Consider the following 26,666-nt stretch of genomic DNA (forward strand, 5'->3'; position numbering starts at 1 on the left):
GCCCGTCCGTCCGGGCGGCTACGCGCCGGCGAGGAGGCGTTCGTCCTGCCCGCCCAGCACGTTCGGCCACGCCTGCTCGGTGCGGTCGCGGGCGGCCTCGGTGAGGAAGCCGGCGTGGGTCAGCCGCACGTGCGTCCCCTCGCCGCGCGGGGTGAGTTCGACGGTCACGACCGTCTCGGCGCCGTCGGTGCCGCCCTGCCCGGTGACCCAGGTCAGTTCCACCAGGCGTTCCGGCTCCAGGCGCAGGAAGCGGCCGTAGTGGGGGTGGCGTGCGCCTTCGAAGCGGGTCTCGAAGAAGAAGGGCGTGTCGACGCGGCCCTGCGCCAGGACGGTGCCGGGCGCGGCGAACCACCGGTCGAAACGCTCGGTCCACGCTTGATAAATCGCTTGCGGGGAGGAGCGCATCTCGCGCTCGACGACCAGCCGCAGCGGCCGGTCCGACAGATCCGGGACAGTGATCGGTGCGGGCATGGGGACATGGATAGCGAGACGCGGCGGGCCCGTCAACCGCGACACCCACGGAAGAGCATCACTAGATATTTTTAAAGTAACTTCTTAGAGTGGGACGGAACCGGCAGTCCCGCTCCGACGGAGGTTCTCGTGGAGGGCATGGCGAATGGGCCGACGGCCGAGTCGGCGGTGGTCGCGATGGCGCGCCGCCGCACGGCGGCCGAGACCGAGGCGTCCGGCGGCGCGCACCGGCCCGCGCCCGGATGGGCGTCGCGCGTCCCGTCCGGACCGCTGGACGACCGCGCGTCCTGGGAGCGGGTACGGGCGCTGTTCCCGCTGGCCCCCGACCTGATCCACCTGAACGTCGGGACGCTCGGCTCCACCCCGGGTCCGGTGCTGGACCTGCTGCGCGCGACCGACGCCGACTACGCCCGCCACCCGCGCGACCCCTACCCGCCCACCACGTTCTCCGAGCCGCGCGCCGCGCTCGCGCGCTGCTACGGCTGCGACCCTGACGAGATCGCCATCGTGCAGGGCGCCACGGACGGCAACGCGCGCATCCTCAACGGGCTCGCGCTCGGCGAGGGCGACGAGGTCATCACCACCACGCACGAGTGCTACACGATGCAGGCGCCGCTCAACATGCTCCGCAACCGGCGGGGCGTGGTGGTCAAGAAGCTCACGCCGCCGCTCGGCCCCGACCAGAGCGCCGACGAGATCGTCGAGATGTTCGAGGCGGCGATCACCAGCCGGACCAAGGTCATCGAGTGGGCGGCGGTCACGTTCACGGTCGGCACCACCATGCCCACCCGGCGGCTGGCCGAACTCGCCCACCGGCACGGCCTGATCAGCGTCGTCGACGGGGCCCACCTGCCCGGCCAGTTCGACATGAACCTGCACGAACTCGGCGTCGACTTCCTCAGCGGCTCGGGCGCCAAGTACCAGTGCGGCCCGATGGGCACCGGCATCGTGTACGCGCGCAACAAGGTGCTGCCCGAGTACAACCCGCTGCCGCTGCCGGAGTTCTGGCCGGTGATCTCGCTGTGGTACCCGATCGAGGGCGAGCTGCCGCCGCGTGCCACCGGCCGGGAACCGTCCTACGACATCGGCACCTACCTGCAGAAGACGGGCTCGGCCGACCTGTCGCGCGGACCCGCGCTGCAGACCGCCGCCGAGATCTGGGAGCACATCGGCCGGGCCGGGATCCAGCGGTACGTGCACGGGCTGTGCGACCACCTGAAGGAGCGCATCGCCGAACACTGGGGGCCGGAGTCGATGTTCAGCCCGCTGCGGGACCGGCGGCTGCACTCCGGAATGGTCGCCTTCCAGCCGTTCCGCGACCCCGCCGACGCCGCCGACCCGGCGAAGTTCATGGAGTTCGAGGAGCGCATGGAGAGCGAGCACGGGGTGAACCTTCGGTTCACGTTCTTCCCGGTGCGCGGCGCCGACACCGAGCGCTTCGCCGTCCGCCTCGCCCCGCACCTGTACAACGACCGCGACGAACTCGACCACACGGTCGATGCGATGATCAAGCTGACGGACGCGATGGCGGGACGGTGACCGCCGTGCCCGAGGAATCCGTGGTGACGGGGTACCTGCTGCTCGGGCTGCGCCTCGGCCGCCTCGTCGACGGCTTCGTCGACTGCTGGTTCGGGGACCCCGGACTCGCCGCGCGGGTGGCGGCCGAGCCCGCGGCCGACCCCGCGGACCTGGCCCGCGACGCGGCCGGGCTGCGGCGCCGGCTGCCCGGCAGCGGGCTGGAGCGCGCCCGGCGGGACTTCCTCGACGCGCAGCTGCGGGCGCTGGAGTGCTCGGCGCGGCGGCTGTCCGGGGAACCGGTGACGTTCGGCGCCGAGGTCGCCGCGTACTTCAACGTCGAGATCGGGCTGACCGACCCCGACCGGTACGCGGCCGTCCACGACGAGATCGACGCGCTGCTGCCCGGCGGCGGCCCGCTCGCCGGCCGCCTGCACGCCCGGCAGGACGACGACCGGGTCTCCCCAGCCGATCTGGAGCGCGCGGTGCGCGCGCTGTCGGCGGAGCTGCGCGAGGTCGTCGGTGCGCGCTTCGGCCTCCCGCCGGGCGAGAGCGTCGAGTACCGGGTGGTCACCGGCAAGCCGTGGAACGCCTTCAACCGGTACCACGGCGGCTACCGGTCCGTCGTCGAACTGAACGCCGACGCGGGCCACGGCCTGTCGGCGCTCCCGCATCTGGCGACCCACGAGTGCTACCCGGGCCACCACACCGAGCACTGCGCCAAGGAGCGGGCGCTGGTCCGCGAGCGGGGGCACGCCGAACAGGTCATCTCGCTCGTCAACACCCCCCAGTGCCTCGTCGCCGAGGGCATGGCGGAGGCCGCGCTGGAGGCCGTCCTGGGCGAGGGGTGGGGCCCGTGGACCGCGCGCGTCCTGGAGGAGGCCGGCCTGCGCCTGGACGGCGAGTTCGCCGAGCGGCTGCTGCCGCTGACGGCGCGGCTGCTGCCGGCCCGCCAGGACGCGGCCGTCATGCTGCACGACCGCGGCGCCGACCCCGACGACGTCGTCGCCTACCTGAGCCGGTGGATGCTGGTCCCGGAGGCGCGGGCCCGGCACATGGTGCGCTTCCTGACCGACCCGCTCTGGCGGGCGTACACCGTGACCTACATCGAGGGGGCGCGGCTGGTCCGCGCGTGGCTGCGCGCCCGGCCCGCGGGCCAGCCGGTGGCGGACCGCTACCGGCGCCTCCTGGACGAGCCGCTCCTGCCCGCCGAGCTCGCGGCGGCCGTCCCCGGCACGGCGGCGGGCGGGAACGCCCGGTGAGGGCCGCCGGGAAGGCCAGCCGGGAAGGCCGCCGGGAAGGCCGCCGGCCGATGATGGTCGCCCGCCTGTTCTCCCCGGCCGCGGGTCCGTCCGCGGCACGACCGGAGGGGTGTCGCGGATGAGCGGTTGCCGTGTCTGCGGGGGGCCGGTGCACGAGTTCGCCGACTTCGGGCGCCAGCCGCTGTCCGACGCGTTCGTGGACCCCGGGGGCACCGGCGACGAGTTCCTCTTCCGGCTCGCGGTCGGCCGCTGCGCGCGCTGCCGCATGGTCCAGCTCACCGAGCCGGTGCCCCGGGAACGGATGTTCCGCTACGACTATCCGTACCGTTCGTCGCAGTCCGCCCGGATGCGCCGGCACTTCGACCGCACCGCCCGGACGCTCCTGGCGGGGCTGCCGGCCCGCGATCCGTTCGTCGTCGAGATCGGCTGCAACGACGGCGGGCTGATGCCCGCGGTCGACGCCGCGGGGGTGCGGAGCCTGGGCGTCGACCCGTCCGTGCTGGCGGCCAAGGCGGCCGCCGACCGCGGGCTGCGGGTGCGGACCGAGTTCTTCGACGCGGGCACCGCGGCCGCCGTGCGCGCCGCGGAGGGACCGGCCGACCTGATCTACTCGGCCAACACGATCAGCCACATCGACGATCTGGCCTCGGTCTTCGCGGGCGTGGACCGGCTGCTCGCCCCGGCCGGCCGGTTCGTGTTCGAGGACCCCTACCTCGGCGACGTGCTGTCGCAGTCGGCGTTCGACCAGGTCATCGACGAGCACTTCTACCTGTTCGCCGTCGGCCCGGTACGGGACGCCGCGCGCCGGTTCGGGTTCGACCTCGTCGACGTGGAGCCGCTGCCGGTGCACGGCGGCGAGATGCGGTTCACGGTGGCGCGCCCGGGCCGGTACCGGCCGACCCCGGCGGTCGGCGCCGCGCTGGCCCGGGAGGACGCGACCGGCCTCACCGGGGCGCCCGCGCTCCGGGGGCTCGCGGCGGGCGCCGAGCGGGTCCGCGCGGAGCTGCCCGCGCTGCTGCGCCGGCTGCGCGCCGGGGGGCGGGTCGTCGCGGGCTACGGGGCCACCGCCAAGAGCGCCACCGTGACCAACTACTGCGGGATCGGGCCGGAGCTGGTGGCGTTCGTCTGCGACTCCACGCCCGGCAAGCAGGGCCTGCTGACACCGGGGTCGCGCATCCCGGTCCGCCCGCCGGAGGCGTTCGCCGATCCCTATCCCGACTACGCCGTCCTGTTCGCGTGGAACCACGCCGAGGAGATCATGGCGAAGGAGCGCGGGTTCCGGGCGGCCGGCGGGCGCTGGATCCGCTATGTGCCCGACGTGCGCGTGGTGTGAGCGTCCCCGCGCGGTACCCGATTCCCACTTGAAAAAACGCTAGCGCTCACCTCACACTGGACACCGCGTGCCCCGGAGCGTCCGGCCGACGCCGCCCGCAGAGGAGGTGACCGTGGACGCCCCCCGTCCCGTCACGGCAGCCGCGCTCGGCTTCCTGAACGACTGGTTCCTCACGGTCCCGAGCCTGGACGGCGTGCTGCGGGCGGCCGCCTTCGTGGGCGTCGCCGTGGTGGCGGGGGCCGCGCTCCTGCGGCCGTTCGCCGCCGCGCACCCGCAGGCGGTGCCGGCCGTCGCCGCCGTCACCGTCCCGTGCGTGCTGGTGACCGTCGGCCCGCCGCTGGCCGCCTTCGGGGCCGCGGCGCTGACGCTCGCCGCGGCGATGGCGCAGCGGCGCCCGCGCCTCGCGTGCGGGCTCGGTGCGGCGCTGACCGCGCTGCTCGCGGCGCACGCCGCGCGGGGCTCGCTCGGCGGCGTGCTCGGCGCCGGCCTCCTCGCCGCCGCCGCGGCGGTCCTGCTGGGCGCGGCGACGGCGCTGGCGACCGGCGCCCGGCGGCGGGTCCCGGTGCGGGCGGCCGCGGCCGCGGCCGTGCCCCTCGTCGCCGCCGCGGCCGTCGCGGTCGCGGTCCCGGCCAAGGCGCGGCCCGGCGTTCCCGTGGTCCGCACCGGCGCGGACGACCGCGCGTCCGTCCTGATCGTGCCGCACCGCCCGGGCTGGAACCTGGTGCGCGTGCCGGGACCCGCCGAGGTGGGCACCGACCCCGGCGCGCCGGCCAGCGCGGTACGGGTCCCGGGCGCCGAGGGCCGGTGGTCGATGGTATGGCTCGCCCCGGGCCGGGGGCGCGTGTGGATCCGCCGGGCCGGCCGCGAGTCGGCGGTCCGGGTCGACACCGGCACCGGCACCGCGCGGTCCACGATCACCTGGAACGACGGGCCGGAGTGCGCGAGCGCCGCGCTCGGGGCGCTCGCCGCGGACCGCGACCGGCCGCTGCGCGGGTGCCCCGCCGACGGCCTGGACGACCTGGACGCCGCGGCCCTCCGCTCGATCGTGGGTTTCGTCGCCGGGCGCGGGGTCGACTCCGTCGTGCTGCGCCACGACTCCTCGCCCCGCTCCCGCGAGGCCGTGCGGCAGGTGCGCGGTGAGGCCCGCCGGCTGGGGGTCGCGGTGACGGCCGAGGCGCGGCCCGACCGTCCCGTCATCATCGTCTCGGGATGGTCGGGCGCGCACGGCGTCCTCAGCGACGTCGCCGCCGGGCGGCTGCGCGGCTCCGGCACGTATCTGGCCCCCTGGCTGCTCGCGCCCCGGTTGCTCACGGTCCCGGCCGGGCAGCTCCTCCCGCTGCGCTTCTCCCCGCGCGACGAGTTCCCGGTGGCCTACACCGCGTCCCTGGCGGAGCGCTTCCCCGGGGAGCGGCCCACCGCCGCCGGCTACCACGCCTGGCTGGCCGCCGGCGGGACGGAGCGCCCCCGCACGGCACGGCTGTACGCCGCGTCGCTCGTACGGTTCCCCTCGCCCGGCGGCGAGGCGGGCCACCCGACCGGTGACGGCTGGCTGCCCGAGGGAACCATCACCGCCATCTCCGGCCCGCTGCGGTGATCGGCGGGTGCGGGAGGCGCGAGCACCGGACGTGGTCGCCGGACGTGATCGCCGGGTCCGGCCGGGGTCGGCTACCATGACGGCATGACTGACGACTATATTAATTTCAAGCAAACAGCCAAGGACTCGTTCGAGGCGGGCGACTACGCGCCGATGGCGGCGCGGCTGGCCGGGGCCGCCGAGGAACTGGTCGCCGCCTGCGGGGCCGGCCCGGGGCTGCACGTGCTGGACGTGGGCGCCGGGACGGGCAACGCCGCCGTCGCCGCCGCACGGGCCGGGGCCCGGGCGACGGCCGCGGACCTGACCCCGGCGATGGTCCGCGCGGGACGGGAGCGGACCCGCGCGGAGGGTCTCCCCGTCGACTGGGACGAGGCTGACATCGAGGATCTCCCGTACGCGGAGGGCACGTTCGACCGCGTGCTCGCGGTGTTCACCGCCAACTTCGCGCCGCGTCCCCGCACGGCGGCGGCGGAGATGCTGCGCGTGCTGCGTCCCGGCGGAGTCCTCGGCCTGGCCAACTGGACGCCCACCGGCTTCGCCGCCGCCATGTCGCGCGCTCTGGCCGACCTCGGCCCCGCTCCAGAGGCGTGCGACGACTTCTCCTCTCCGTTCCTGTGGGGAGACGAGAAGGAACTGACGGCCCTGCTCGGGGCGGCCGTCGAGCCGGTGCGCCTCGAACGCCGGCAGCTCGTCTGGCACTTCCCGTCCGCCGGGGCGCTGTGGGAGGAGCTCGAGCGGGACGGCGGCCCGGCGGCGGCCCGGGAGTCCATGCCCGAGCAGGAGTACGCCCGGATCCGGGAGGCCGCGCTGGCGGTCGTCGCCGGGCACGCGGAGACGGCCGGCGACGGCATCGCCGTCACGAACGAGTACCTCCTGGCGGTCGTCCGCAGGACGGCCTGAGGCGGGCCCGCGCACCCGCGGGCGGGCCCGCGCTCGCCCGCATCAGCTCTGTCGGACGATCCCGCCCGCGGGCTCGGCCGCCTCGCGTCCGGCGCGCTCGACCGGGCCGGTCCGGCTTTCCCGGAGCCCGCGGACGGCCAGCACGACCACTCCCAGCAGGAGCAGCACGCCCGCGCCGGCGTAGGCGTCGCCGGGGACGTGCTGGGCCAGGCTCCAGTCCAGCTCCCGGTTCTCCAGCATCGGCAGGCGCTCGTACCAGCCGTAGGAGAACACGGCGAAGGTGGCGGCGGCCGCCGCCGCCCATCCCCAGGAGCGGTACCGCAGCGCGCGCCCGGCCAGGACCACCAGTGCGGGGGCCACCCACACCCAGTGGTGCGTCCAGGCGATCGGCGCCGCCAGGAGCGCCCCGAGCGCGTTGATCATCAGGGCGAGCGCCGGATCGCGGTCGCGCAGCGCCCACCACATCCCGGCCGCCGTCGCGGCGACCACCAGCAGCACGAGCAGGAGCCACCAGGCCTGCGCGCCCGGCACGTCGAACCGGGCCAGCACCGCCCGCAGGTTCTGGTTGGCGGCCATCGGCACGCCGCTGATCGCCCGCACCGGGGCCAGGCCGCCCGAGAAGTAGTTCCACGCCGTCTCGGGCATCGCCGCGAAACCGACGGCCGTGGCCGCCAGCGCCGTCACCCCGCTCACCACCAGCGCGCGCACGTCCCGGCGCAGCAGGAAGAACAGCAGGAAGGCGGCGGGGGCCACCTTGACGGCCAGGGCGATCCCCACCAGCATCCCGCGCGGCCAGCGCGGCCGCTCGATGAGGCAGTCCACCGCCACCAGGCCCATCAGCAGCACGTTGATCTGCCCGATGCCCAGCGTCTCGCGCACCGGGTTGACCAGCACCGTGGCCACTGGCAGCGCCAGCGCGGTGACCACGAGGGCGCCGCGCGCACCGCCGGACGGCCAGGTCCGCCGGGCCACCGCGTACAGCGTCGCGGCCACCGCCAGCACCGACAGCGCGAACCATCCGGTCACCGCGACCGACCAGGGCAGCACCCCCAGCGGGTACAGCACGACGAGCGCGAAGGGCGGGTAGATGTACGGGATGGCCCACCCGGCCCGGGTGGGCGGGAGCTGGCCGTACACGTCCCCGCCGGCCAGCCACTCCTTGACCGCCACCCGGTACAGGTCGACGTCGATGTGCGGCAGCGGCATCGGCCGGACGCGCAGCAGCACCACGATGGCGATGATCTCGGCGACCACTCCGGCGGCCACCAGTGCGCTCGAATGGCGCATCGCCAGAGCCCCGGCACGTTCCACGATCGGACTGCGCCGTTCCACGTTCCGCTTGTGCTGGGTCAACGCACGTCACCCGCCCGGGCTCGACTGCACTTCTCCTCCGGGGGGCCCGCGGTCCGCGTTCCGGATCGCCGCCCGCCCCGCGCCAGTATTGCTATATATAAATAAAGTGTCAACACCTCAAAACGGGAGCTAACGGAGATAATCTGTACATAAAGGTTGTTCTTCGCTACCGAGGGGGCGTGCCGTGCCGGGCCCTGACAACCCACCGCTGCACATCGTCGTACCGGTGCGGGACGAGCCGGACAACGTGGAGCGCTTCTACCGGCAGGTCCTGGCCGAGATCCGCCTCCCGCGGCGCCTCATCGTGGTCTACGACCGCGACGAGCGGGCGACCCTGCCGCCGCTGCGCGCCATCGCGGCCTCCGACCCGACCGTCCACCTGGTCGAGAACGCCTGGGGCCGGGGCGGGCGCGGGGCCGTCCGGACGGGGTTCGCGCAGGTCGGCGAGGGGCCGGTCCTGGTCGCGATGGCCGACCTGTCCGACGACCTGTCCCTCGTCCCCGAGATGTACCGCCGCTACCTGGCCGGAAACGACGTCGTGTGCCCCAGCCGCTGGGCGCCCGGCGGCCGGCAGCTCGGCGGGCCCGCGGTCAAGCGGCTGCTGTCCAGGACGGCCGGCGTCAGCCTGCACCGGCTGCGCGGCGTGCCCACGCGGGACGTGACCAACAACTTCCGGCTGTACGACAAGGCGCTTCTGGACCGGCTCGACCTGGACGAGAAGGGCGGCTTCGCCCTCGCCATGGAGATCACCGTCCGGGCGTTCGTGTCCGGCGCGCGGATCGCCGAGCTGCCCACGACCTGGAGGTCCCGCACGGCCGGCCGCTCCAAGTTCCGGATGTGGCGATGGCTGCCCGCGTACCTGAAGTGGTACCTGTGGGCCCTGTCGCATCGGCGGCGAGGCACGCGGCCCGCGGCCGCCCGCGGCCGTCCCGAGGACGGCGTGCCCGGCCGCGCCGCCGTCCGCTGACGCCCGCTCCCCGCTCCCCCCGGTCGCTACCCGGCCACCGCCGGCTCGGCAGGGGGCGCCGGGTGCGGCACGACCGGTTCGATCCCGAGCCCGGCGAGCTTCCCGCCCAGCAGGCCCTGCAGGTTCCACGGCAGGATGAGCCCGTGGGTGACGTCCCCGGACCGGAGCTCGGCGTCGTGCCGGATGCGCAGCCGGGAGCCCGGCGTGTACTTGCCCACCTTCAGCGGCGAGGTGTCGGTGACGTAGGCGAGCAGCGCGCCGTCGATGCCGCAGTAGTTGAGCAGCGTGTTGCCCTTGGTCGCGGCCCCGACACCGACGATGCGGCCGCCCCCGGCCCGGATCTCGTACAGCCGGTGCATCAGGGTCGTCTTCAGGCCGACCACCCGCCGCATGAACTCCCGGTAGGTCTCCGGCGCGAAGTACCCCCGCTCCTCCTCCCGCCGCACGAGCTCCCCGACGCGGGGGTCCTCGGGCAGGTGGCGGGCGAGGTAGACGCGCATGGTGCCGCCCATGTAGGCGTTGAACGACACGCGCGCGACCCGGAACCCGTGCTCCGCCCAGAACCGCCGCAGCGGCGCCAGGAAGAAGTAGCACACGTGCTCCAGGTAGATCGTGTCGAACGACGTCTCCTCCACCAGCGTCCCCGCGTAGGGCACCTCCAGGGCGAGGACGCCGTCAGGGGCCAGCAGCGCGTCCGCGTCGCGCGCGAAGGCGAACTGGTCCTCGATGTGGTTGCCCACGTTCGTCCCGGTGACCAGCCGGGGGCGGGCGCGGCGCGCGATGTCGGCGACGACGTCGGCGCTGAGGAAGTCGGGCACGGTGGGGATCCCGGCGCGCTCGGCCAGCCGGGCGATGTTCGGCGAGGGGTCGACGCCCAGGACGGCGCAGCGGGCGTGCTGGGCGACGCCGGCCAGCAGCGTCCCGACGTTGGAGCCGATGTCCACCACCAGGTCGCCGGGACCGACCCCCGCGACCCGCACGGCGTCGCGCGCCAGCTCGTCGAAGTGCGCGAGGGCGACGGCCGAGTTGGACGAGGTGTAGCTGTACTCGTTGGCCTGGTAGCGCGTCGCCGCGGGCACGACGTGCCCCGTCATCAGATGGCCGCACCGGCCGCAGGCGACCACGGTGAGCGGGTAGCGGGTCTCCGGTTCGCGGAGCTGCGAACGCTTGAGGAACGTGTCGGCGAGCGGGTGCGGGCCGAGGTCGATGACCGGGGCCACCCCGGGCTCGCCGCACAGGAAGCACGCCCTGGTGATCATCGCGGACCCGGCTAGCGCCGCCGGTACAGCACGACCGTGAGCGGCAGGAACACGGCGGTCAGCGCCGCGCAGATGCCGAGCAGCGCGCCGATCTCCCCGACCGTCGCGGTGCCGTGCATGAGACCGCGCGCGGCGGTGGACGCGTGCGTCGCCGGGTTCAGGTCGACGACGAACTGCATCCAGCCGGGCATCGTGTCCGGGTCGACGAAGATGTTGCTGGTGAACAGCAGCGGGCCGAGCACCATCATCCCGGCGGTGGTGATCGTCTCCGGCGTGGGCACCACCACGCCCAGCGCGGTGAACACCCACCCCACGCTGATCGCGAACAGCAGCAGCGCGAGCACGGTGAGCAGCACCCCGCCCACCCCGGCGTCCGGGCGGAAGCCCAGCGCCAAGCCGACCAGCACGCCCACCGTCAGCACGATGGTGTAGCGGACGAGGCCACCGAAGAGCGTGCCCAGCACCGACGCGGGCTGCCAGAACGGCAACGTCCGGAACCGGTCGTGGACGCCGCCGGTGATGTCGGTGCTCAGCGCCGTCCCCGCGTACAGGGTGACGGTCATGACCGACAGCACCAGGATGCCGGGCAGCAGGTACTGCAGGTAGTCGCGCGCGGACCCGCCGATCGCACCGCCGAACAGGTAGGTGAACATCAGCAGGAACACCAGCGGCATCACGAAGATGTCGATGAGCTGCTGCGGCGCGTGCTTGATCTTCAGCAGCGCCCGCTCGCCGTGGACGAGCACGGCGGTCGCCGCGCCGGGCGGCGCGAAGCGCTCGCGGGCCCAGAGCCCCTCCCCGGGCACGCCGTCGCCGGGTTCCGCCTGCCGGGTCGCCTTCGTCACCTTGGTCGTCATCGCGCGTCCTCTCCCTTCGCGCCCGCCGGTCCGCTCGCGCCCGCCGGCTGCGCCTGCCCGTCCGGGTCGCTCGGGTCGTCCGAGTCGTCCGCGCCGGGGACGGGGGCGGTCCCGGCGGCCGCGGCGCCGTCGGCGGCGGTCCGTCCGGTGAGCGCGAGGAAGACCTCGTCCAGGCTCGGCTGGCCGAGCGCGAAATCGCCGACGCCGACGCCCTCCCGCGACAGCCTCGCCAGCGCCCGGCCCGCGCCCTCGGTGTCGTCGGTGCGGACCGACAGCGCGAGCGGATCGGACTCCAGGTGGACGCTCGCGCCCAGTTCCCGGGCGAGCAGCCGTTCGGCCTCGGGCCGCTGCCCGGCGTCGACCAGGCGGACGCGCAGCACACCCGAGCCGACCGAGGTCTTCAGCTCGCCGCTGGTGCCCTCGGCGACGACCGTCCCGTGGTCGATCACCGCGATCCGGTCGGCGACCCGGTCGACCTCGTCGAGGTACTGGCTGGTCAGCACCACCGTGGTGCCGCCGCCGGCGAGTTCGCCGACGACGTCCCAAACGTAGGCGCGGCTGCGCGGGTCCAGCCCGACGGTCGGCTCGTCCAGGAACAGCAGTTCGGGGGTGCCCACCAGGCTCGCGGCGATGTCCAGGCGGCGCCGCATGCCGCCCGAGTACGTGCGCGCCTGCCGACCGGCCGCGTCGGCCAGCCCGAAGGCGTCGATCAGGTCGCGGGCGCGGCCGGCCGCCGACGACCGCGGGCGGCCGAGCAGCCGGCCCAGCAGCGACAGGTTCTCCAGGCCGGTCAGGTCCTCGTCCACCGAGGCGTACTGCCCGGTCAGGCCGATGCGGCCGCGCAGCGCCGCCGACTCCGCCACGGTGTCGCGCCCGAGCACCCGGGCCCGTCCCGCGTCGGGTCTCAGCAGCGTGGCCAGCATCCGGATCGCCGTCGTCTTCCCGGCCCCGTTCGGGCCCAGCAATCCGAACACCGTTCCGTAGGGAACCGTCAGATCCAGGCCGTCGACCGCGCTGACGTCGCCGAACCTCTTGACAAGACCGGCGGCCTCCACTGCCGCGTCGGCGTCTACCTCCACCGAATGCCTCCCGGCGTCCGTACCGTGTTCACGCTCGGGCAGTTCGTTAAGAAACCTATAGAAGACGCCCGGGCGCGGCAACCGTCATCGGATGGATTTGCCGTCGGAGCCGTGCCCGGTCTGCCCGCTGAGCTGGACCCGCCGCATCCGCTCCCACGTCTTCGCCCACGATTCCCGAAGGCCCGAGCACAGCCAGATCGGTTCCCCCGCCGAACCGCGCTCCAGCCAGTCGCCGTCGGGGACCCGTCCCGCCGGGCGCACGTCCGTGAAGTACTCGAGCAGGTCGGCCCGGTCACTACCGATATATATGGTGTTCGTGGCGCTTTGCGGTGGAGTGCCGAAGTACCAGTAGCCGCCCTCCGGGCTGTAGGCACGGGAGACGCCGTGCCCGGGCCCGTACCGGTCGATGGCGGTGGCCAGGCCGTACTGGTGCGACACCACCACCGTCGCGGACCGCCGCGCGGGGGGCATCCGCTCGTGCACGTCGAACACCGCGGCCGCCTGCCGCCGCCAGTGCGGCACCATGGTGTCGGCCGCCAGCGTCGGCGCCAGCGTGATGACGGTGGAGACCGCCAGCGCGGACCAGAACACCCGCCTCGCCCACCTCGGCCGCGGTCGGCGCAGGAGTTCGACGGAGGCCGCCGCCCAGCACAGGGGGAACAGGCCCATCGTGTAGTAGCCCTTGCCGTTGGCCGCGATGTAGAGCACGACCAGCCCGACGGCGAACCACCCCAGGAACCGGTAGGGCCGCAGATCCGGAGAGCGCAGCAGCTGCCACGCCCCGTAGAGGAGCAGCGCCGCGGCCACCACGAAGCCCGCGTACACCAGGGACATCGGCAGGAGCGCGACCCGGTTGACGATCGGGTCGCCCTCGCTCGACGTCTGCCCGATCCGCTCCAGATGCCGCCAGCCGTTCGCCGCGGACCACAGCACGGTGGGGACCAGCGCCAGCACCGACACCGCGCCCGCCGCCCACAGCATCGGCCGGCGCAGCAGCTCCCGGGGCCCGCACGCCAGCACGACCACCACGGCCACCGCCCAGAACTCCAGGAAGTGGAGGGAGGTCTGCAGACCGGCCGCGGTCACCGCCCCGGCGCCCAACAGGAGCCGGTCGTCCCGCCGGTTCACCCACATCACCAGCAGCAGGACGGCGGCCGTCCACGCGAGCACCTCGAACGGGTGGGCGTTCATCCGGCTGCCCAGGCTGAAGAAGGACGAGGTGGCGAAGACCACCGCGGCCAGCACCTGGGCCCGGCGGCCTCCCCCGAACTCCCTGGCCAGCAGCGCGGTGAGGACCAGCGCCGCGACGACGGCCAGCACCGACGGGAGCCGCAGCACCGTCTGGGAGCCGGGCGCCACCGCGTCCATCGCCCCGGCCAGCGCCGGGACGAGGGGCGGCTGGTCGGCCCACGTCGAGCCGAGGTACCGCCTGCCGACCGCCACGAAGTACAGCTCGTCGCCGCCGTGGTCGAAGAGGGGGTTGGTCAGCACCCTGGCCAGGCCGGTCAGCGCGGCGACGGCCGCGATCGGCCGCCAGGCCACCGCCGGCGGCGGCCCGTGACCGGGTGCGGCGGCCGGCGCGTCCGGCGGCTCGGCGCCCGGGCCGGACCGCGGTCCGGTCCGGGGGCCGGCGCCATCGTCCTCGACCGGCGGCTCGGCGCCGCGCACATCACTGATTCCCACTGGCCTGCTCCATCCTGCGATCGCGCTTCAGTCCGGCCGGGTTCCGGCGGCCAGGAGGACCTCGCCCGTCGGCCGGACCGGGCCCTCCGGGAACTCGGCGGCGAAGGCGCGCACCGCGTCGTCGCTGATCGCTTCGCGGCGGTCCTCCTCCAGCGAGGCGTACAGCGCCATGACCGGCCCGGCGGTGCGGACGAACATCGCCCACGCCTGCACCGGATCGTCCGCTTCGAAGATCGGCGCCTCGAACGAGCGGGTCTCGACGTCGGTGAACCCGGCGTCCCGCAGCAGCCCCGCGAGCTCCTCCGGCGATGACAGGTCCACCGGGCCGGGCTCGTCGCGGGCCGGGGTCGTCGCGGGCATGGGCAGGTGCCGGGCGAGGACCGCGTTGCTGAGCCGGAACGGCACGCAGCGGTCGGCGGCGCCGATCGTCATCGCGGCGAACCGCCCGCCGGGCCGCAGCGCGGCGCGCACGGCGCGCAGCGCGGCGGGCCGGTCGGGCATGTACTGCAGGCCCGCCCGGCAGGTCGCCGCGTCGAAGCCGCCCGGCGGCACCCCGAGGTCGCCCTCGGTCGCGATCGTCCGGAACCGCGCGTTGGCGATGCCGCACTCCTCGGCGCGGGCGGCGGCGGCCGCCACCATCTCCGGGCTGAGGTCGAGGCCGAGCACCGAGCCCCGGGAGCCGACCCGCTCGGCGATCTCGAAGGCCGGGTTGCCGACCCCGCAGGCGAGGTCGAGGACGTGCCGGCCCGGCCGGACGCCGGCCAGCCGCAGCAGTTCGTCGTTGATCACCTGGCCGGGTTCGGTGAAGTTCGCCCGGTACCGGGCCCATCCGGGGGCCGACAGCGCCCACTCGGCGCGCTGCCGGTCGCGCACGGCTTCGGCGTTCATGGTCCTCCTCGAAAGGCGGGCCCCGCCGGGCGGGCATCGCCCGTCCCGGCGGGCGGGGGTCACCGCAGGTCGGCGTCCGCGACGGCGAACAGCACCCCGTGCGGGCGGGCGTGGCCGCGATCACCGTGCGGCCAGGAGGTCCGGTCGAAGTCGATGCAGGGCTCTCCGGTGATCTCGTCCCGGAACCTGCGGTCGACGCGCAGGCCGGCCCGCGGGTCGAACTGGGTGATGCAGATCTTGTGGTCACCGTCGATGCCCGTCTGCGCCACGAAGTAGTTGCTGGTGGCGATGCGGCGGATGTGCGAGGTCTCGCGGTAGCGGCCGTCCCAGCCGAGCCGGAAGTTGTCCATGGCGCCCCAGTGCGGGCCGGTCCCGACGCGCCCCTGCGGGCCGCCGATGCCGCCCTTGATCTGCTCGGCGTCGATCAGCGCGGGGCAATCCGGCTCGGCGCCGCCCGCGGACACCTCCGCCAGAGCGTCGATCTCGCACTCGGGGTCCGGGCCGGAGGCCAGCAGCCTGCGCACGTCCAGGACGAACACCATGCCGCTCGTCTCCCCCTCGGGCAGGCGCGGGTCCGAGCCCATGACCGCCTGGAAGAGGTACCGGTCGTCGGGACTGACCTGGAGCCAGCTGTTCCCGGCGTTGGAGCCGGACAGGTCCAGCCCGAGCCGCCGGTACGCGGCGGTGGTGTCGAACACCTCGCGCCACTCGGGCTCGTCCACCGTGATGTCGGGCGTGTAGAACACCGCGCCCCCGGCCATCGTGGAGGCGAACGCGCCGCGGTGCCGGCGCTGGTGGGTGAGGGCGGTCTCCATGACCATGCGGTCCTCGTCGAACGCCGGGAGCTGGTCGGGACGCGGCCCGGACGGCAGTTCCGACACCGATACCAGGCGTGGCCGGTCCCGCTCGGAGATGTCGAAGATCCGCAGCGTGTCCCGCAGCAGCCTGGGGTCGCTCTGGTTGGTGTCGGGGTCGAGGTAGTTCCGCACCTCGGCGAAGTCGCTCATGATGAGCCGGTCCAGATCCTCGCGCACCTGGATGCCGTGCGGGTTGGCGCAGGTGGCCTCCTCGATGGGCGGGATGTTGCGGCACTTCTCGGGGTCCTCGCCGCCGGCCAGGGCGGCCGGCGTCTCGCTCCGGGTCCTGCCGTCCGGGCCGATCCGCACGAGCTCGCCCGGAGAACCGGCGAAGCCGTTGCCGAGCCGCACCTCGCCGTTGGTGTAGCGGCACGGGCCGGACACGTCGGGCCCGCCCATGTAGGAGCCGTAGGCGGCTCCGTCGCTCGTGGTCACGAACGCGTCGGGCACCGAGCCGCACGGCGTGTCGTGGGAGAGGTTGACGCCGGTCAGCCGGATCTCGGGAAGCCTGGTGACGTCGAAGACGTACGTGGTGTCGGTGAACATCGTCCCCGCGTAGACGCGGTGGCCCTTGTGCCACATGTACTGCATGTGGTGCGGCTCGCCGTTGACGAGGGGGCCGACCGTGGCCGTGTTGACGACCTTGCCGTACGTCGGCGACCACTCGGTCGCGTCGATCACGGCGAGGAAGTCGGGCGCGGCGCCCTCGTCCCCGGACGCGGAACCGTGCTCGTGGACCTCCTCGGTGCCGTCCCCCGCGTAGTTCGCGGCACCGGTCCAGGCGAGCAGCCATTCCCGGCGGGGCGACCGGTGCCTGCGCTCCTGCACTATGTGATTGGTAACCGAATATGTCTTGCCGTCGGTTCCCTTGACGCTGAAGGTCGAGACCGCGACCTCCGCGCTCGCGGGCCGGTGGAACACCACCAGCACGCTCGTCACCATGAGCACGGCGACGACCAGGGCGATCGCCGGTCGCCGCCACCGAACCGTGGACGCAGGCACAGAGACCTCCTCAGTCACCTTTCCTTAAAAAAAGTATAGTTACAAGGGAAGGATGACAAGCCTCTGGATCGTTGCGATGCAGCGGTCCCGGAAAGCGAAGCGAGCGCGCGGGACGGCCCGGGGGACGCCGTTCAGGCCGGACGGCCGGGCCCGTCCAGGTACCAGTCGCGGGTGCGGCGGACGCCCTCGCGCAGGCCCACCTCGGGGCGCCAGCCCAGCGCCGTCATCCGGCCGATGTCGAAGCCGAGGGAGACCCGGCCGTTGGGCCGCGCGGTGTCCCAGACGATCTCACCGCGGTAGCCGGTCAGCTCCGCGACGGTCTCCGCGAGCCGCCGGATGGTGACGGACCGGCCGCTGGCCAGGTTCATCGGGCCGGCACCGTGCAGCGCCGCGACGGCGAAGCCGCGGGCGGCGTCGTCGATGTACAGGAAGTCGCGGGACGGGCTGCCGTCGCCCCAGACGACGACCTGGTCACGCCCCTCGCGGCGGGCCTGGACGAACCGCCGCACCAGTGACGGCAGGACGAACGTGGACCGTTCGTCGAAGCGGTCGCCCGGCCCGTAGACGTTGGTGCAGACGGGGTAGGCGTAGTCGAGACCGTACTGGCCCCGGTACGCCTCCAGCATTGCGAGCAGGGCGCGCTTCGCCTGGGCGTACGGGCCCTCCGACCAGTGCGGCGGCCCCGCCCACAGGTCGTCCTCGCGCAGGGGCGGCGGCAGCCCGTCCGGGTAGCCGCCGGCGCTGCCGGCGACCACGACCTTGCGCGCCCCGGCCCGGCGGGCCGCCTCCACCACGGCGAGCCCCATCCGGACGTTCTCGTAGAACGCCCGCCCGCCGGACTCGATCTTGCCGCGCACCCCGGCGACCCAGCCGGCCAGGTGCACGACGAGCGTCGGGCGGAACGCCTCGAAGGCAGCGCGCACCGCCGCCTCGTCCAGCAGGTCGCAGTCGGCCCGCCGCGGTGCGAGCAGCGCGGCGGGCCGCGCGTCCCGGAGCAGCCGGAGCAGCGCGGTGCCGATGAACCCGCCGGAGCCGGTGACGAGCACCCGCTCCCCCGCGAAGTCCCCGGGCGCCGCCGGGCGGTCCGCGGCGCCCGGGGTCGCGGGAGTCGGGGATCCGGTGCTCAGGGACCCGCTGGTCGGGGACCCGCTGGTCGGAAACATGGCGCGCGCCCGGCGGACGGCCGCATCAGCCGTTCAGCGCCCGGTAGTGCTCCTCGAACTCCTCGACCCGGCCGGACGGGCGGGACGGCGGGCCGTCGCCGAGTTCGTCGGCGAGCCGTTCCAGCCGCGCGTGCCACGCGGCGAGAGCCTCGACGCGGCGGTCGGCGAACTGCTCGGGGAGCGTGTGGGTGAGGTGGATGCGCGCGCCGCCCGGCCCCTGCTCCATCCGCCAGCGCACCGTGCCGGCCGCGGCGCCGTCCGTCTCCGCCCGGAACTCCAGCGCCTTGGGCGCGTCCGCCTCGGTGACGGTGCCGCCGGCCGCGAATCCGGCGGTGAAGCCGGGCGGGACGGCGTCGCCGGACGCGAGTGCCGTCGCGTCGGGAGCGGCCCCGGCCAGGGCCTCCCACGTCGCGTCCTTCGGGTACGGGAGCTGGCGCTCGAAGGCGACCGTCCACCCGTCCGGGCCGCGCTCCGCGGAGCCGTCCGGCGGGCCGAAACTCGCGACGTACTGCTCGTGCAGGCTCGCGAAGTTCTCCGGGACGGAGACCTCCTTGCCGTCCAGCACCTGCTCCAGCGCGTCCAGGCAGGTCTCCCAGCCGGTGGCGAAGCTGGCCGCGCCGGCGCGGTCGCCGAAGGCGTTGACGAAGACGAGCACGCAGCCGTCGCCGTCCGGGGTCAGCTCGTAGCGCATCAGGCGGTCGTCGCCCGCCCCCGCCAGCGGCAGCCCCTCGCTGGACTCGACGAACTCCAGCAGGCGGGGCGGATCGCAGGCGGTGACGGTGCCCGGCGGCATCCGGATGTCGCCGGGGAAGGACTGGCGGACCGTGCCGCCCTCGCGCAGTTCCAGCTCGATCTCGGCGGGGAACCACTCCGCGAGCACGGCCGGGTCGCTGACCGCGCGCCACACCTGGTCCACCGAGTGGGGCAGCCGCCGTTCGAACCGCACGCTGTAACGACCGTCGGCGATCTCCAGGGTTCCGGCAACGGGCATCTCACTCTCCGGTGATGCGTCGGTGGAATGTCGAGTCAGGGGCGAAGCTATCACTTCAAGTACATATAGAGAAGCGGAACGATGCAACGGGCGCAGCGCGCCCGTCACCTGCGCGTCCCCACGAAGAGGCCGCGCCCGAACGGGCCGCCGGGCAGCAGTTCGACCGTGCAACCGGCACTGCGGAACGCCCCCTCGTACTCGTCTCGGGCGAAGAGCGTCACGATCTCCTCTTCGCCGAAGGCGACGATGCCCCTACCCGGTTCCGCGACGACGAACCGTACGTCGATGTGGACGGCGCGTTCCCTGCGGGTGGAGTGCGTGACGCGGGAGATGACCCGGTCCCGGTCCCGGTCGCGGATCAGGTGGCCGCCGACGTAGCCGTCGATGAACCGCTCCGGGAACCACCAGGGCTCGATCACCAGGACGCCGCCGGGATTCAGGTGCCCGGCCATGCGGCCGATCGCCGCGTGCAGATCGCCGACCGTGGCCAGGTAGCCGATCGAGGACGACAGGCACGCCACGGCGTCGAAGGTCCGGCCGAGGTCGAAGTCGCGCATGTCCCCGGCGTGCACGGGCACGCCGGGCAGGCGCCGCACCGCGATCTCCCGCATCGCCTCGGCGAGCTCCACCCCGGCGACGTCGTCGAACAGCGCGCCGAAGCGTTCCAGGTGCGCCCCGGTTCCGCACGCGACGTCCAGCAGCGACCGGGCGCCGCGGCGGCGCTCGCGCACCAGCCCGGCGACCTGCCGGGCGTCCCCCTCCCAGTCCTTGCCGCGGCCGGTGAACACGGCGTCGTAGATCTCGGCGTGCCGTCGCCCGTATCCCATCGCGCGGCCCGTCAGGCGCCCCGGACCGCGGAGGCCGGGGCGGACGCGGCGGCGGAGGCGGACCGGCGGGGCACCGACGTGCGGACGGTCTCGACGATCAGGTCCACGTCGGTGTCGTCGAGGCCCTGGTGCAGGGGGAGGCAGAGCGTCCGGTCGGCGGCGTGCTCGGCGCCGGGGAGCCGGGCGTCCGACCCGTAGATCGGGACGCGGTGCAGCGGCGGGTACCGGAACGTGGCGTACACGCCCCTGCGGTACAGGTCGCGCGCGACCTCGTCGCGGACGTGCTCCTCCATCTGCACCCAGTACATGTAGTGGGAGGTGCGGTGGCCGGGGGGCGGCGCGGGCGGGAGCAGCAGGCCGGGCAGCCCGGCCAGCTCGGTGTCGTAGCGCTCGACGATCTCGCGGCGGCGGCGCAGGAACTCCGGCAGCCGCCGGAGCTGGACGCATCCGATGGCGGCCGTCACGTCGTTCATGATCGAGCGGCGGGAGAACGAGCCGACCTCGAACTCCCACCACCGGGTGTCGGTCACCTTCGCGTGGTCGAAGCCGCTGAACTGCTCCAGCCCGAAGTAGGCCCGCTTGCGGCCCCGGCGCAGGAGCTCGGGGTCGCGCGCGTACAGCATCCCGCCGTCCACGGTCACCGCGATCTTGCCGTGGTCGAAGCTCCACACCCCCAGGTCGCCGAAAGTCCCGCAGGCCCGCTCGGCGACCCGGGAGGCCACCGCGCACGCCGCGTCCTCGATCAGCAGGAGCCCGCGCGCGCGGCACAGCTCGGCGATCGCGGCGATGTCGCCCGGGTACCCGGCGTAGTGCAGGACGAGGACGGCCCGGGTCGCCGGGGTGAGCGCCGCCTCGACGTCGGAGGCGGACGGGTTGAGGGTCCTGGGATCGACGTCGCAGAAGACCGGCCGCGCGCCGTGGGCGGCGACCGCGTTCGCCGCCCCGACGAAGCTGACGGCCGGCAGCACCACGTCGTCCCCGGCGCCGAGCCCGGCCAGTTCCATCGCCAGGAAGGTGGCCTCCGTGCAGGAGTTGAGGGTCATGACCTGGTCGGGGCCGACGCCGAGGTGCGCGGCGAAGGCGTCCTCGAAGGCCCGTACCCGCGGCCCCTTGCCGATCCAGTTGCTCCGGAAGACCTCGGCCACCGCCGCCAGCTCGTCGTCGCCCAGCATCGGCTGGAACGCGTTGATCATCCTGTATCTCCCGGGTCGTCCACCGTGGCCCGCATGACCCACCAGGATCAGTGCTTTCTTTTTATATAGTATTACTGCTGTTCGGAAGCGGGCAAGGGACGGCCCCGCGCGCGCAGCCCCGCCAGTTCCGCGACGGCGGCCGCCCCCGCGTCCTCGCCGCGGACCCGCCGTCCCAGTTCCGCGGCCCGCCGCCGGATGCCCGGATCCCCCAGCGCCTCCCGGAGGGCGGCGGCCAGGCCCGCGGCGGTCAGCCGCGACTGCGGCAGCGGCGCCGGGGCGACGCCGATCCGGTGCAGGCGCCGCGCCCAGGACGGCTGGTCGCCCCCGAACGGGCACAGCACCTGCGGCCGTCCGGACGCGGCGGCGGGCGTGGTGGTGCCGCCGCCGTGATGGACGACGGCGCTCACCCGCGGCAGCAGCCACTCGTACGGCACCTCGTCCACGAAGCACAGCCGCCGCTCGTCCGTCCCCGGTCCGCCGACACGGATCCCGCCCGCGCCGCCGACGACGACGGCCCGGACGCCGGCGCGGGCGACCGCCTCGGCGACGGTGCGCCCGCTCGCGCCCGGATCGCGCCCCACGGCGCTGCCGAAGCCGACGCAGACCGGCGGCTCCCCGGCGGCCAGGAACGCGGCCAGCGCGGCGGGCGGCCGCCAGCCCGGCGGAGGAGGCAGCCGCAGGTACCCGATGGTCCGGACCGTCGGCGGCCAGTCGGCGGCCGGCGGCAGCACGTGCCTGCTCACGGCGTTGAGCACCAGCCGCGCGCCGGCGGCCGCGCGGCGCGGCGCCCCGCGGCGCCCCCGCTCGGGGGGCAGCCGGAGCGACTCGCGCCGCCACCGGCCGACGGTGGGCGCGGTGACCCGCCAGGCGAGCGCGGGCAGCTCGTAGGTCGCGCGGTTGAGGCGGCGCGGCAGCCCCGCGGGCGCCGGGTAGAGCGGGTTCGGGAACTCGCCCGTCGGCAGGTACATCGGGTCCAGGGTGAGCAGCACTCCGGGCACGTCCAGCCGTTCCGCCAGGTGGCGCCCCGCCATCGGGAACGCGTGGTGCACCACGACATCGGGCCGCACCTCCCGCGCCGCGTCCCAGGCGTCGTCGAGCACGCGCCGCAGGGCCGGACCGCCGGAGGCGAGCGTGCGCACCAGCGACATCCGGCGCAGCACGCCGCGCCCGCCGGTCACGGTGTCGCGCAGGCCGGCGGCGAGGCCCGCGTCGAGGGCGGCGAACTCCACGCCGTGCTCGGCGGCGAAGGGCGCGAACGGCGCCGGGCCCGCCAGGACGGCCTCGTGCCCGGACTCCCGCAACGCCCTGCCCAGCGCGACGAACGGCTCCACCTCGCCTCGGACTCCGTAGGTGAGCAGCAGCACCCGCATGGCGGTCCCTCCACGGCGGACGTTCGCCGGGCGCGTCCCGGCCGCGTCCTTGGCGACGGATCCACTCGAGCTTAATATATCTTTTTAAAGTTGGGAGGTTCGTGATGGTGCTTCGGAGCCGCTCGCGGGAGGATCCGGCGCGGGCCGCCGGTGCCCGCCGGCCCCGGCTGATCGTCCTGGCCGCGGTCCTCGGCGTGGTGATGGACGGCGTCGACATGAGCGCGGTCGCCGTCGCCAACCCGCTGATCGCGCGCGACCTGGACGCCGGGCTCGCCCAGCTCCAGTGGGTGACCAACGCCTACGTGCTCGCCACGGCCGTCGCGCTCATCACCGGCGGGACGCTGGGCGACCGGTTCGGGCACCGCCGGGTGTTCCTGGCCGGGCTCGCCGGGTTCGCGGCCGGGTCGGTGCTGGCCGGGACCGCGGGCTCGGCCGAGATGATGATCTTCTGGCGGGCGGTGCAGGGCGCGTGCGGCGCGGTGCTGATGCCGTGCTCCCTGGCCATCCTGCGGCTGGCCTTCCCGCCGGACGAGCTCAAGCGGGTCATCGGGATCTGGGGCGGCATGATGGCGCTGACCATCGCGGGCGGGCCGTTCGTCGGCGGCGTGGTGGCCGACCTCGCGGGCTGGCGCTGGATCTTCTTCGTCAACGTCCCGATCGCGGCGGCCGCGGCGATCGTCACCCGCGTCGCCGTGCCCGCCGGGCGGGCCGGGGCGCCGCCACGGCCGCTGGACCCGGCCGGCGCCCTGCTGCTCGGCGGCGCGCTGTTCGGGACCGTCTGGGGCCTGATCCGCGTGCCCGGCGCGGGCTGGGGCGACGCGGGCGTGCTCGGGGCGTTCGCGGCGGCGGGCGCGCTGCTGGCCGTGCTCGCGGTGCGGTCCGGCCGCGTCCCGCATCCCCTGGTACCGCCCGCGCTGTTCCGGTCCCGGCCGTTCTCCGCGGGCATGGTGATCTCGACGCTGGCCCCCGTCCCCATGTTCGGGGCGGTCTTCTTCATCGGGCTCTACCTGCAGAACGTGCGCGGCCTCGGCCCGGCGCAGGCGGGCGGCGTCCTGGTGGCGGTGCTGGCGCTGTTCGCGCTCTCCGCCCCGCTCGCCGGGCTGCTCAACCAGCGCCTCGGGCCGCGGCCGCCGCTGCTGTGCGGGGCGCTGCTGAGCGCCGCCGGGCTGCTGGGGCTGTCGAGGCTCGAGGTGGACACGCCGGTCGCCGCGCTCGTCCCGTTCCTGCTCCTGCTCGGGCTCGGGGTCGGGTGCACCGCCCCGGTCGCCGCCGAGGTCGTCGTCGGCAGCGCCCCGCCGGACCTGGCGGGCGTGTCGTCCGGGCTCCAGCACACCGCGGGGATGGTGGGGATGTCCCTGGGCATCTCGGTGTACGGCACGCTGGTGTCGGCCGGGATCGGCGCGTCGCTCCCCCAGCGGCTCGCCGCCGCCGGAGTCCCGGCGGACGCCGCCGCCGGGATCACCGCGCGGACGAGCGAGATCGCGCAGGGCGCGGTGCCGCCGACCGGCGGGCTGCCGCCCGCGGTGGCGGAGGCCGCGGCGGGCGCCGCGCACGCCGCGTTCGTGCACGGAGCCGGGCTCGCCCTGCTGGCGGGCGCGGGCGTCGCCGTGGTCCAGGCCGCGGCCGCGTTCGCGGTCGTCCGCGGCGGGCCCGGACCGTCGGGCGCCGCCGTCACCCCGCCGGCCACCACGGATCGCTGACCGAGGCGCAGACCCGGGCGGAGACGGCGCCGCCGAGGCCGCGCTCCAGCCCGGCCGCCGCCTCCGCCAGCCACGGCCGTGCCGCCGTCGCGGTCCCGACCTGCACCAGCGCCGGTCCGCGGTCGCGCCGCGCCTCCGCCGCGAGCCGGTCCGGGACGCGTCCCGCCAGGAAGACCTGCGCGCCGCTCCGTGCCGCCGCGGCGAGCAGGTCCGCGCCGGGCGTGCGTTCGCCGAGCGGGTCGCCGTCGCCCAGGCCGCCGAGCGCGACCGTGCGCACGGGCCGCTCCGGGGCGCCCGCCGCCCGCACGCCCGCGGCGCCCGTGCCGAGGAGCCGCGCCGCGCGCGCCGCGAAGGCGGACAGCGATGTGGCGGCCGGCAGCTCACCCACCCGGCCGTCCTCCCCGCCGTCCTCCCGGCCGCCACCGGGGCGCGCGGCCAGCTCGCACAGGTAGTAGGGCGGTTCCTCGTACGGGTGCGCGGCCGCCAGCGCGGCGACCACCGCGGCGCGGCGGGCGCGCGGCAGCATCATCTCCACCCGGGTCTCCGGAACCGTCTCGGTCCGCCCCGCCGCGCCGATCGCCGGGCGGGCGGCTCCCCCCGGCACGAAGGTGCCCACGCCGGCGGCCGTCCACGCGCAGCGCGCGTACTCGCCGATGCGGCCCGCGCCCGCCGCCGCCAGCGCGTCGATCACCGCGTCGGCGGCGGCGTGCGGCACGGAGGTGACCACGAGATCCACGCGTTCCGCCACGGGCAGCAGCGGACGGACCGCGCGCAGGCCTAGCAGCCCGGCCAGAACGTCCGCGGGGCCCGCGCCGGCCTCCGCCTCGCCGGGATCCTGGACGTACAGCGCCACGCCTCCCGCCCCCAGGCGGTGCATCAGCCGCGCCGTGGACGTCGCGTCGCCCTGGAACGGCGGCCGCCGGACGACGAGCAGGTCCGCTCCCGCCGCGACGGCCTCGTCGACGCTCCCGGCCGTCACGTCCAGCGCGAACAGCGCGGTCCGCACGCGCGCGCCGGGGTCCCCGCAGACGAGCCCGAGCCCGGCCGTCCCGGCCCCGGGGGCGGTTCCGGCGACGGGGACGCGACCGACCTCGGGCGGGCGTACGGCCGCGGGGACGGCCGCGGGGACGGCCGCGGGATCGGCCGCAGGGGCGGCGGTTCCGCCGCCGTCGCCCGGGGCCCCGCCCAGGAACGCGGCCACGCGCTCCAGCGAGGCCCCGGCGGGGAGCGCGTCAGCCAGGGGTTTCGGCACGGAAGGACTCCTTGAAGACGAGGAGGGTGGTGAGGCGGCCGCGGGCGTGCTCCAGGAGGGTTCGTGCCCGCGCGGACGCCGCACCGGCGGTCACCACGCGCGTGTCGGGCGAGTACAGGTCGCTGAGCAGCACGCAGGTCATCGGCTCCGGCGCGGCCCGCGCCGCCCGGAGCACGAGCCCGATGTCGCCCGCCGTCATCTCCACCAGCGCGCAGGGCAGCCCGGCGGCGAGGTAGCCGGTCAGTTCCCGCAGCAGCCGCTCGCGGGTCTGGCCGTGCCGGGCCGGCAGCCCCGACAGGTAGGCGTGCCGCCGGTCGAAGGGGTCGCGGGCCAGGCGCCGTCCCAGCTCGCCGGCGGCCGCCAGCCCGATCGGCACCCCCGGAACGACGTCCAGCCGCCGCCGGGCCGGGCACAGGCCCTCCAGGACGTCGTAGGTGTCCGGGTTGCCCTCGACGAGCAGCGCGACGTCGCCGACCCCGGCCTCCTGCAGCCGGTCCACCGTGGCGCTGACGCCCGCGACCGTCGCGTCGTAGTCCATGACGTCGTAGGGCACGGCGTGACGGCTGCCGGACGTCCGCAGCCCCAGCAGCGGCAGGGTGTGCCGGAACGTCCAGTCGGTCGCGACCACCGCCTCGGCGCGCGCCACCGCCCGGCGCGCCGCCGCGCCGTCGCCGCGGATCCACGGCCCCACCCCGACGGCGGTCAGCCGCTGGAAGGGCAGCCCGGCGCGCGGGCGCCGGTCGCGTTGCAGCCGCACGATCGCCGCGGTGCGGGCCCGGACGAACTCCTCGGGGACGACGAAGTGGCAGCGGCGCCACGGTTCGCGAGCGCCGCCGCCCGGCGGGCCCGGCGGGCACAGCCAGCGGCCGCCGGTCGCGGCCGCGAGCGCGGCCGCGACCGGCGCGGCGGTCTCGCCCACCAGCGCGACCGGACGCCCCATCGCCAGCGCCATCGACGCGATACGGTCCGTGCCGTGCGCGGGCGGGTCGGTCCGCAGCGCGACGAATCCGGCCGACACCGGGGACAGCGGGTGCGGCCGCCCGAACGCCTCGACCGTGATCCGGTCGCGGACCCGCGCCGCCGCCTGGAAGATCGCGGGCCCGCACAGCGTGGCGTCCGCGCCGCGGACGGCCCCCGCGCCGACGGTCAT

General features: G+C 75.3%; 22 protein-coding genes. 7 read left to right on the forward strand and 15 right to left on the reverse strand.

The features are described 5' to 3' along the window. Positions 1–18 precede the first annotated feature (18 nt). Positions 19–471: an SRPBCC domain-containing protein gene (locus F7P10_RS19210; protein WP_151010692.1), complete on the reverse strand. Its 453-nt coding sequence runs from the start codon at positions 469–471 to the stop codon at positions 19–21. Between the two features lie 138 nt (positions 472–609). On the opposite strand from F7P10_RS19210, the gene F7P10_RS19215 reads away from it, so the two are divergent. From F7P10_RS19215 to F7P10_RS19235, 5 genes are all read left to right on the forward strand, one after another. After that, a complete protein-coding gene (locus F7P10_RS19215) occupies positions 610–2,010 on the forward strand; it encodes an aminotransferase class V-fold PLP-dependent enzyme (RefSeq protein WP_218040577.1) in 1,401 nt (466 codons plus the stop codon). 5 nt (positions 2,011–2,015) lie between these two features. Then, positions 2,016–3,248: a DUF885 domain-containing protein gene (locus F7P10_RS19220; protein ID WP_151010694.1), complete on the forward strand. Its 1,233-nt coding sequence runs from the start codon at positions 2,016–2,018 to the stop codon at positions 3,246–3,248. Positions 3,249–3,366: 118 nt separating this feature from the next. Next, positions 3,367–4,581, forward strand: coding sequence for a class I SAM-dependent methyltransferase (locus F7P10_RS19225; protein WP_151010696.1), 1,215 nt, complete (start codon positions 3,367–3,369; stop codon positions 4,579–4,581). Positions 4,582–4,693: 112 nt separating this feature from the next. Further along, positions 4,694–6,175: a hypothetical protein gene (locus F7P10_RS19230; protein ID WP_151010698.1), complete on the forward strand. Its 1,482-nt coding sequence runs from the start codon at positions 4,694–4,696 to the stop codon at positions 6,173–6,175. A gap of 84 nt (positions 6,176–6,259) precedes the next feature. After that, on the forward strand, positions 6,260–7,075 hold the full coding sequence (locus tag F7P10_RS19235) for a class I SAM-dependent methyltransferase (protein ID WP_151010701.1): 816 nt from the start codon (positions 6,260–6,262) through the stop codon (positions 7,073–7,075). A 42-nt stretch (positions 7,076–7,117) separates the two neighbouring features. Here F7P10_RS19235 and F7P10_RS19240 read toward each other — a convergent pair whose 3' ends face one another. Next, positions 7,118–8,407, reverse strand: a complete 1,290-nt coding sequence (locus tag F7P10_RS19240; protein ID WP_151010703.1) for a glycosyltransferase 87 family protein — start codon at positions 8,405–8,407, stop codon at positions 7,118–7,120. 205 nt (positions 8,408–8,612) lie between these two features. Between F7P10_RS19240 and F7P10_RS19245 the strand changes: the two genes are divergently transcribed. Further along, positions 8,613–9,395 (forward strand): glycosyltransferase, encoded by a 783-nt coding sequence (locus F7P10_RS19245; RefSeq protein ID WP_151010705.1) that lies wholly within the window; start codon positions 8,613–8,615, stop codon positions 9,393–9,395. Between the two features lie 26 nt (positions 9,396–9,421). Here the strand turns inward: F7P10_RS19245 and F7P10_RS19250 are convergent, their stop codons facing one another. From F7P10_RS19250 to F7P10_RS19300, 11 genes are all read right to left on the reverse strand, one after another. Further along, on the reverse strand, positions 9,422–10,654 hold the full coding sequence (locus tag F7P10_RS19250) for a class I SAM-dependent methyltransferase (RefSeq protein WP_151010707.1): 1,233 nt from the start codon (positions 10,652–10,654) through the stop codon (positions 9,422–9,424). Between the two features lie 11 nt (positions 10,655–10,665). Further along, positions 10,666–11,511 (reverse strand): ABC transporter permease, encoded by an 846-nt coding sequence (locus F7P10_RS19255; RefSeq protein ID WP_151010709.1) that lies wholly within the window; start codon positions 11,509–11,511, stop codon positions 10,666–10,668. Continuing rightward, entirely contained in the window at positions 11,508–12,590 is a 1,083-nt protein-coding gene (locus tag F7P10_RS19260; protein ID WP_151010711.1) for an ATP-binding cassette domain-containing protein, read from the reverse strand. Before F7P10_RS19260 ends, F7P10_RS19255 begins: the two co-directional genes overlap by 4 nt. 84 nt (positions 12,591–12,674) lie before the next feature. Continuing rightward, complete coding sequence (locus F7P10_RS19265) at positions 12,675–14,273, reverse strand: glycosyltransferase family 39 protein (protein WP_151010713.1); 1,599 nt, start codon at positions 14,271–14,273, stop codon at positions 12,675–12,677. A gap of 27 nt (positions 14,274–14,300) precedes the next feature. Then, positions 14,301–15,161, reverse strand: a complete 861-nt coding sequence (locus F7P10_RS19270; RefSeq protein ID WP_151010715.1) for a class I SAM-dependent methyltransferase — start codon at positions 15,159–15,161, stop codon at positions 14,301–14,303. 59 nt (positions 15,162–15,220) lie between these two features. Further along, the gene (locus tag F7P10_RS19275; protein WP_151010717.1) at positions 15,221–17,020 is read right to left on the reverse strand and encodes a hypothetical protein; all 1,800 of its coding nucleotides are present in this window, start codon (positions 17,018–17,020) and stop codon (positions 15,221–15,223) included. 131 nt (positions 17,021–17,151) lie between these two features. Continuing rightward, positions 17,152–18,183: an NAD-dependent epimerase/dehydratase family protein gene (locus F7P10_RS19280; protein WP_151010719.1), complete on the reverse strand. Its 1,032-nt coding sequence runs from the start codon at positions 18,181–18,183 to the stop codon at positions 17,152–17,154. Between the two features lie 25 nt (positions 18,184–18,208). Next, entirely contained in the window at positions 18,209–19,174 is a 966-nt protein-coding gene (locus F7P10_RS19285; protein ID WP_151010721.1) for an SRPBCC family protein, read from the reverse strand. 104 nt (positions 19,175–19,278) lie between these two features. Then, positions 19,279–20,001: a class I SAM-dependent methyltransferase gene (locus F7P10_RS19290; RefSeq protein WP_151010723.1), complete on the reverse strand. Its 723-nt coding sequence runs from the start codon at positions 19,999–20,001 to the stop codon at positions 19,279–19,281. 11 nt (positions 20,002–20,012) lie between these two features. Beyond that, positions 20,013–21,194 (reverse strand): DegT/DnrJ/EryC1/StrS aminotransferase family protein, encoded by a 1,182-nt coding sequence (locus F7P10_RS19295; RefSeq protein ID WP_151010725.1) that lies wholly within the window; start codon positions 21,192–21,194, stop codon positions 20,013–20,015. A 71-nt stretch (positions 21,195–21,265) separates the two neighbouring features. After that, on the reverse strand, positions 21,266–22,564 hold the full coding sequence (locus tag F7P10_RS19300) for a glycosyltransferase (RefSeq protein WP_151010727.1): 1,299 nt from the start codon (positions 22,562–22,564) through the stop codon (positions 21,266–21,268). Between the two features lie 104 nt (positions 22,565–22,668). On the opposite strand from F7P10_RS19300, the gene F7P10_RS19305 reads away from it, so the two are divergent. Then, positions 22,669–24,264: an MFS transporter gene (locus F7P10_RS19305; protein WP_151010729.1), complete on the forward strand. Its 1,596-nt coding sequence runs from the start codon at positions 22,669–22,671 to the stop codon at positions 24,262–24,264. Here the strand turns inward: F7P10_RS19305 and F7P10_RS19310 are convergent. Both F7P10_RS19310 and F7P10_RS19315 read right to left on the reverse strand, forming a co-directional pair. Further along, positions 24,236–25,516 carry a Nif3-like dinuclear metal center hexameric protein gene (locus F7P10_RS19310; RefSeq protein WP_218040578.1) on the reverse strand — a complete coding sequence of 427 codons (1,281 nt, stop codon included), beginning with the start codon at positions 25,514–25,516 and terminating at the stop codon, positions 24,236–24,238. The genes F7P10_RS19305 and F7P10_RS19310 overlap by 29 nt on opposite strands. After that, a complete protein-coding gene (locus tag F7P10_RS19315; protein ID WP_151010731.1) occupies positions 25,497–26,666 on the reverse strand; it encodes an SAM-dependent methyltransferase in 1,170 nt (389 codons plus the stop codon). The genes F7P10_RS19310 and F7P10_RS19315 overlap by 20 nt, the downstream gene beginning before the upstream one ends.

Source organism: Actinomadura sp. WMMB 499 (assembly GCF_008824145.1).
Lineage (GTDB): Bacteria > Actinomycetota > Actinomycetes > Streptosporangiales > Streptosporangiaceae > Spirillospora.

Excerpts from the sequence above, each read along its gene's own strand:
- F7P10_RS19210 (WP_151010692.1), bottom strand. The coding sequence starts at position 471 with ATGCCCGCACCGATCACTGTCCCGGATCTGTCGGACCGGCCGCTGCGG.
- F7P10_RS19215 (WP_218040577.1), top strand. The coding sequence starts at position 610 with ATGGCGAATGGGCCGACGGCCGAGTCGGCGGTGGTCGCGATGGCGCGC.
- F7P10_RS19225 (WP_151010696.1), top strand. The coding sequence starts at position 3,367 with ATGAGCGGTTGCCGTGTCTGCGGGGGGCCGGTGCACGAGTTCGCCGAC.
- F7P10_RS19235 (WP_151010701.1), top strand. The coding sequence starts at position 6,260 with ATGACTGACGACTATATTAATTTCAAGCAAACAGCCAAGGACTCGTTC.
- F7P10_RS19250 (WP_151010707.1), bottom strand. The coding sequence starts at position 10,654 with ATGATCACCAGGGCGTGCTTCCTGTGCGGCGAGCCCGGGGTGGCCCCG.
- F7P10_RS19255 (WP_151010709.1), bottom strand. The coding sequence starts at position 11,511 with ATGACGACCAAGGTGACGAAGGCGACCCGGCAGGCGGAACCCGGCGAC.
- F7P10_RS19270 (WP_151010715.1), bottom strand. The coding sequence starts at position 15,161 with ATGAACGCCGAAGCCGTGCGCGACCGGCAGCGCGCCGAGTGGGCGCTG.
- F7P10_RS19280 (WP_151010719.1), bottom strand. The coding sequence starts at position 18,183 with ATGTTTCCGACCAGCGGGTCCCCGACCAGCGGGTCCCTGAGCACCGGA.
- F7P10_RS19285 (WP_151010721.1), bottom strand. The coding sequence starts at position 19,174 with ATGCCCGTTGCCGGAACCCTGGAGATCGCCGACGGTCGTTACAGCGTG.
- F7P10_RS19290 (WP_151010723.1), bottom strand. The coding sequence starts at position 20,001 with ATGGGATACGGGCGACGGCACGCCGAGATCTACGACGCCGTGTTCACC.
- F7P10_RS19295 (WP_151010725.1), bottom strand. The coding sequence starts at position 21,194 with ATGATCAACGCGTTCCAGCCGATGCTGGGCGACGACGAGCTGGCGGCG.
- F7P10_RS19300 (WP_151010727.1), bottom strand. The coding sequence starts at position 22,564 with ATGCGGGTGCTGCTGCTCACCTACGGAGTCCGAGGCGAGGTGGAGCCG.
- F7P10_RS19305 (WP_151010729.1), top strand. The coding sequence starts at position 22,669 with ATGGTGCTTCGGAGCCGCTCGCGGGAGGATCCGGCGCGGGCCGCCGGT.
- F7P10_RS19315 (WP_151010731.1), bottom strand. The coding sequence starts at position 26,666 with ATGACCGTCGGCGCGGGGGCCGTCCGCGGCGCGGACGCCACGCTGTGC.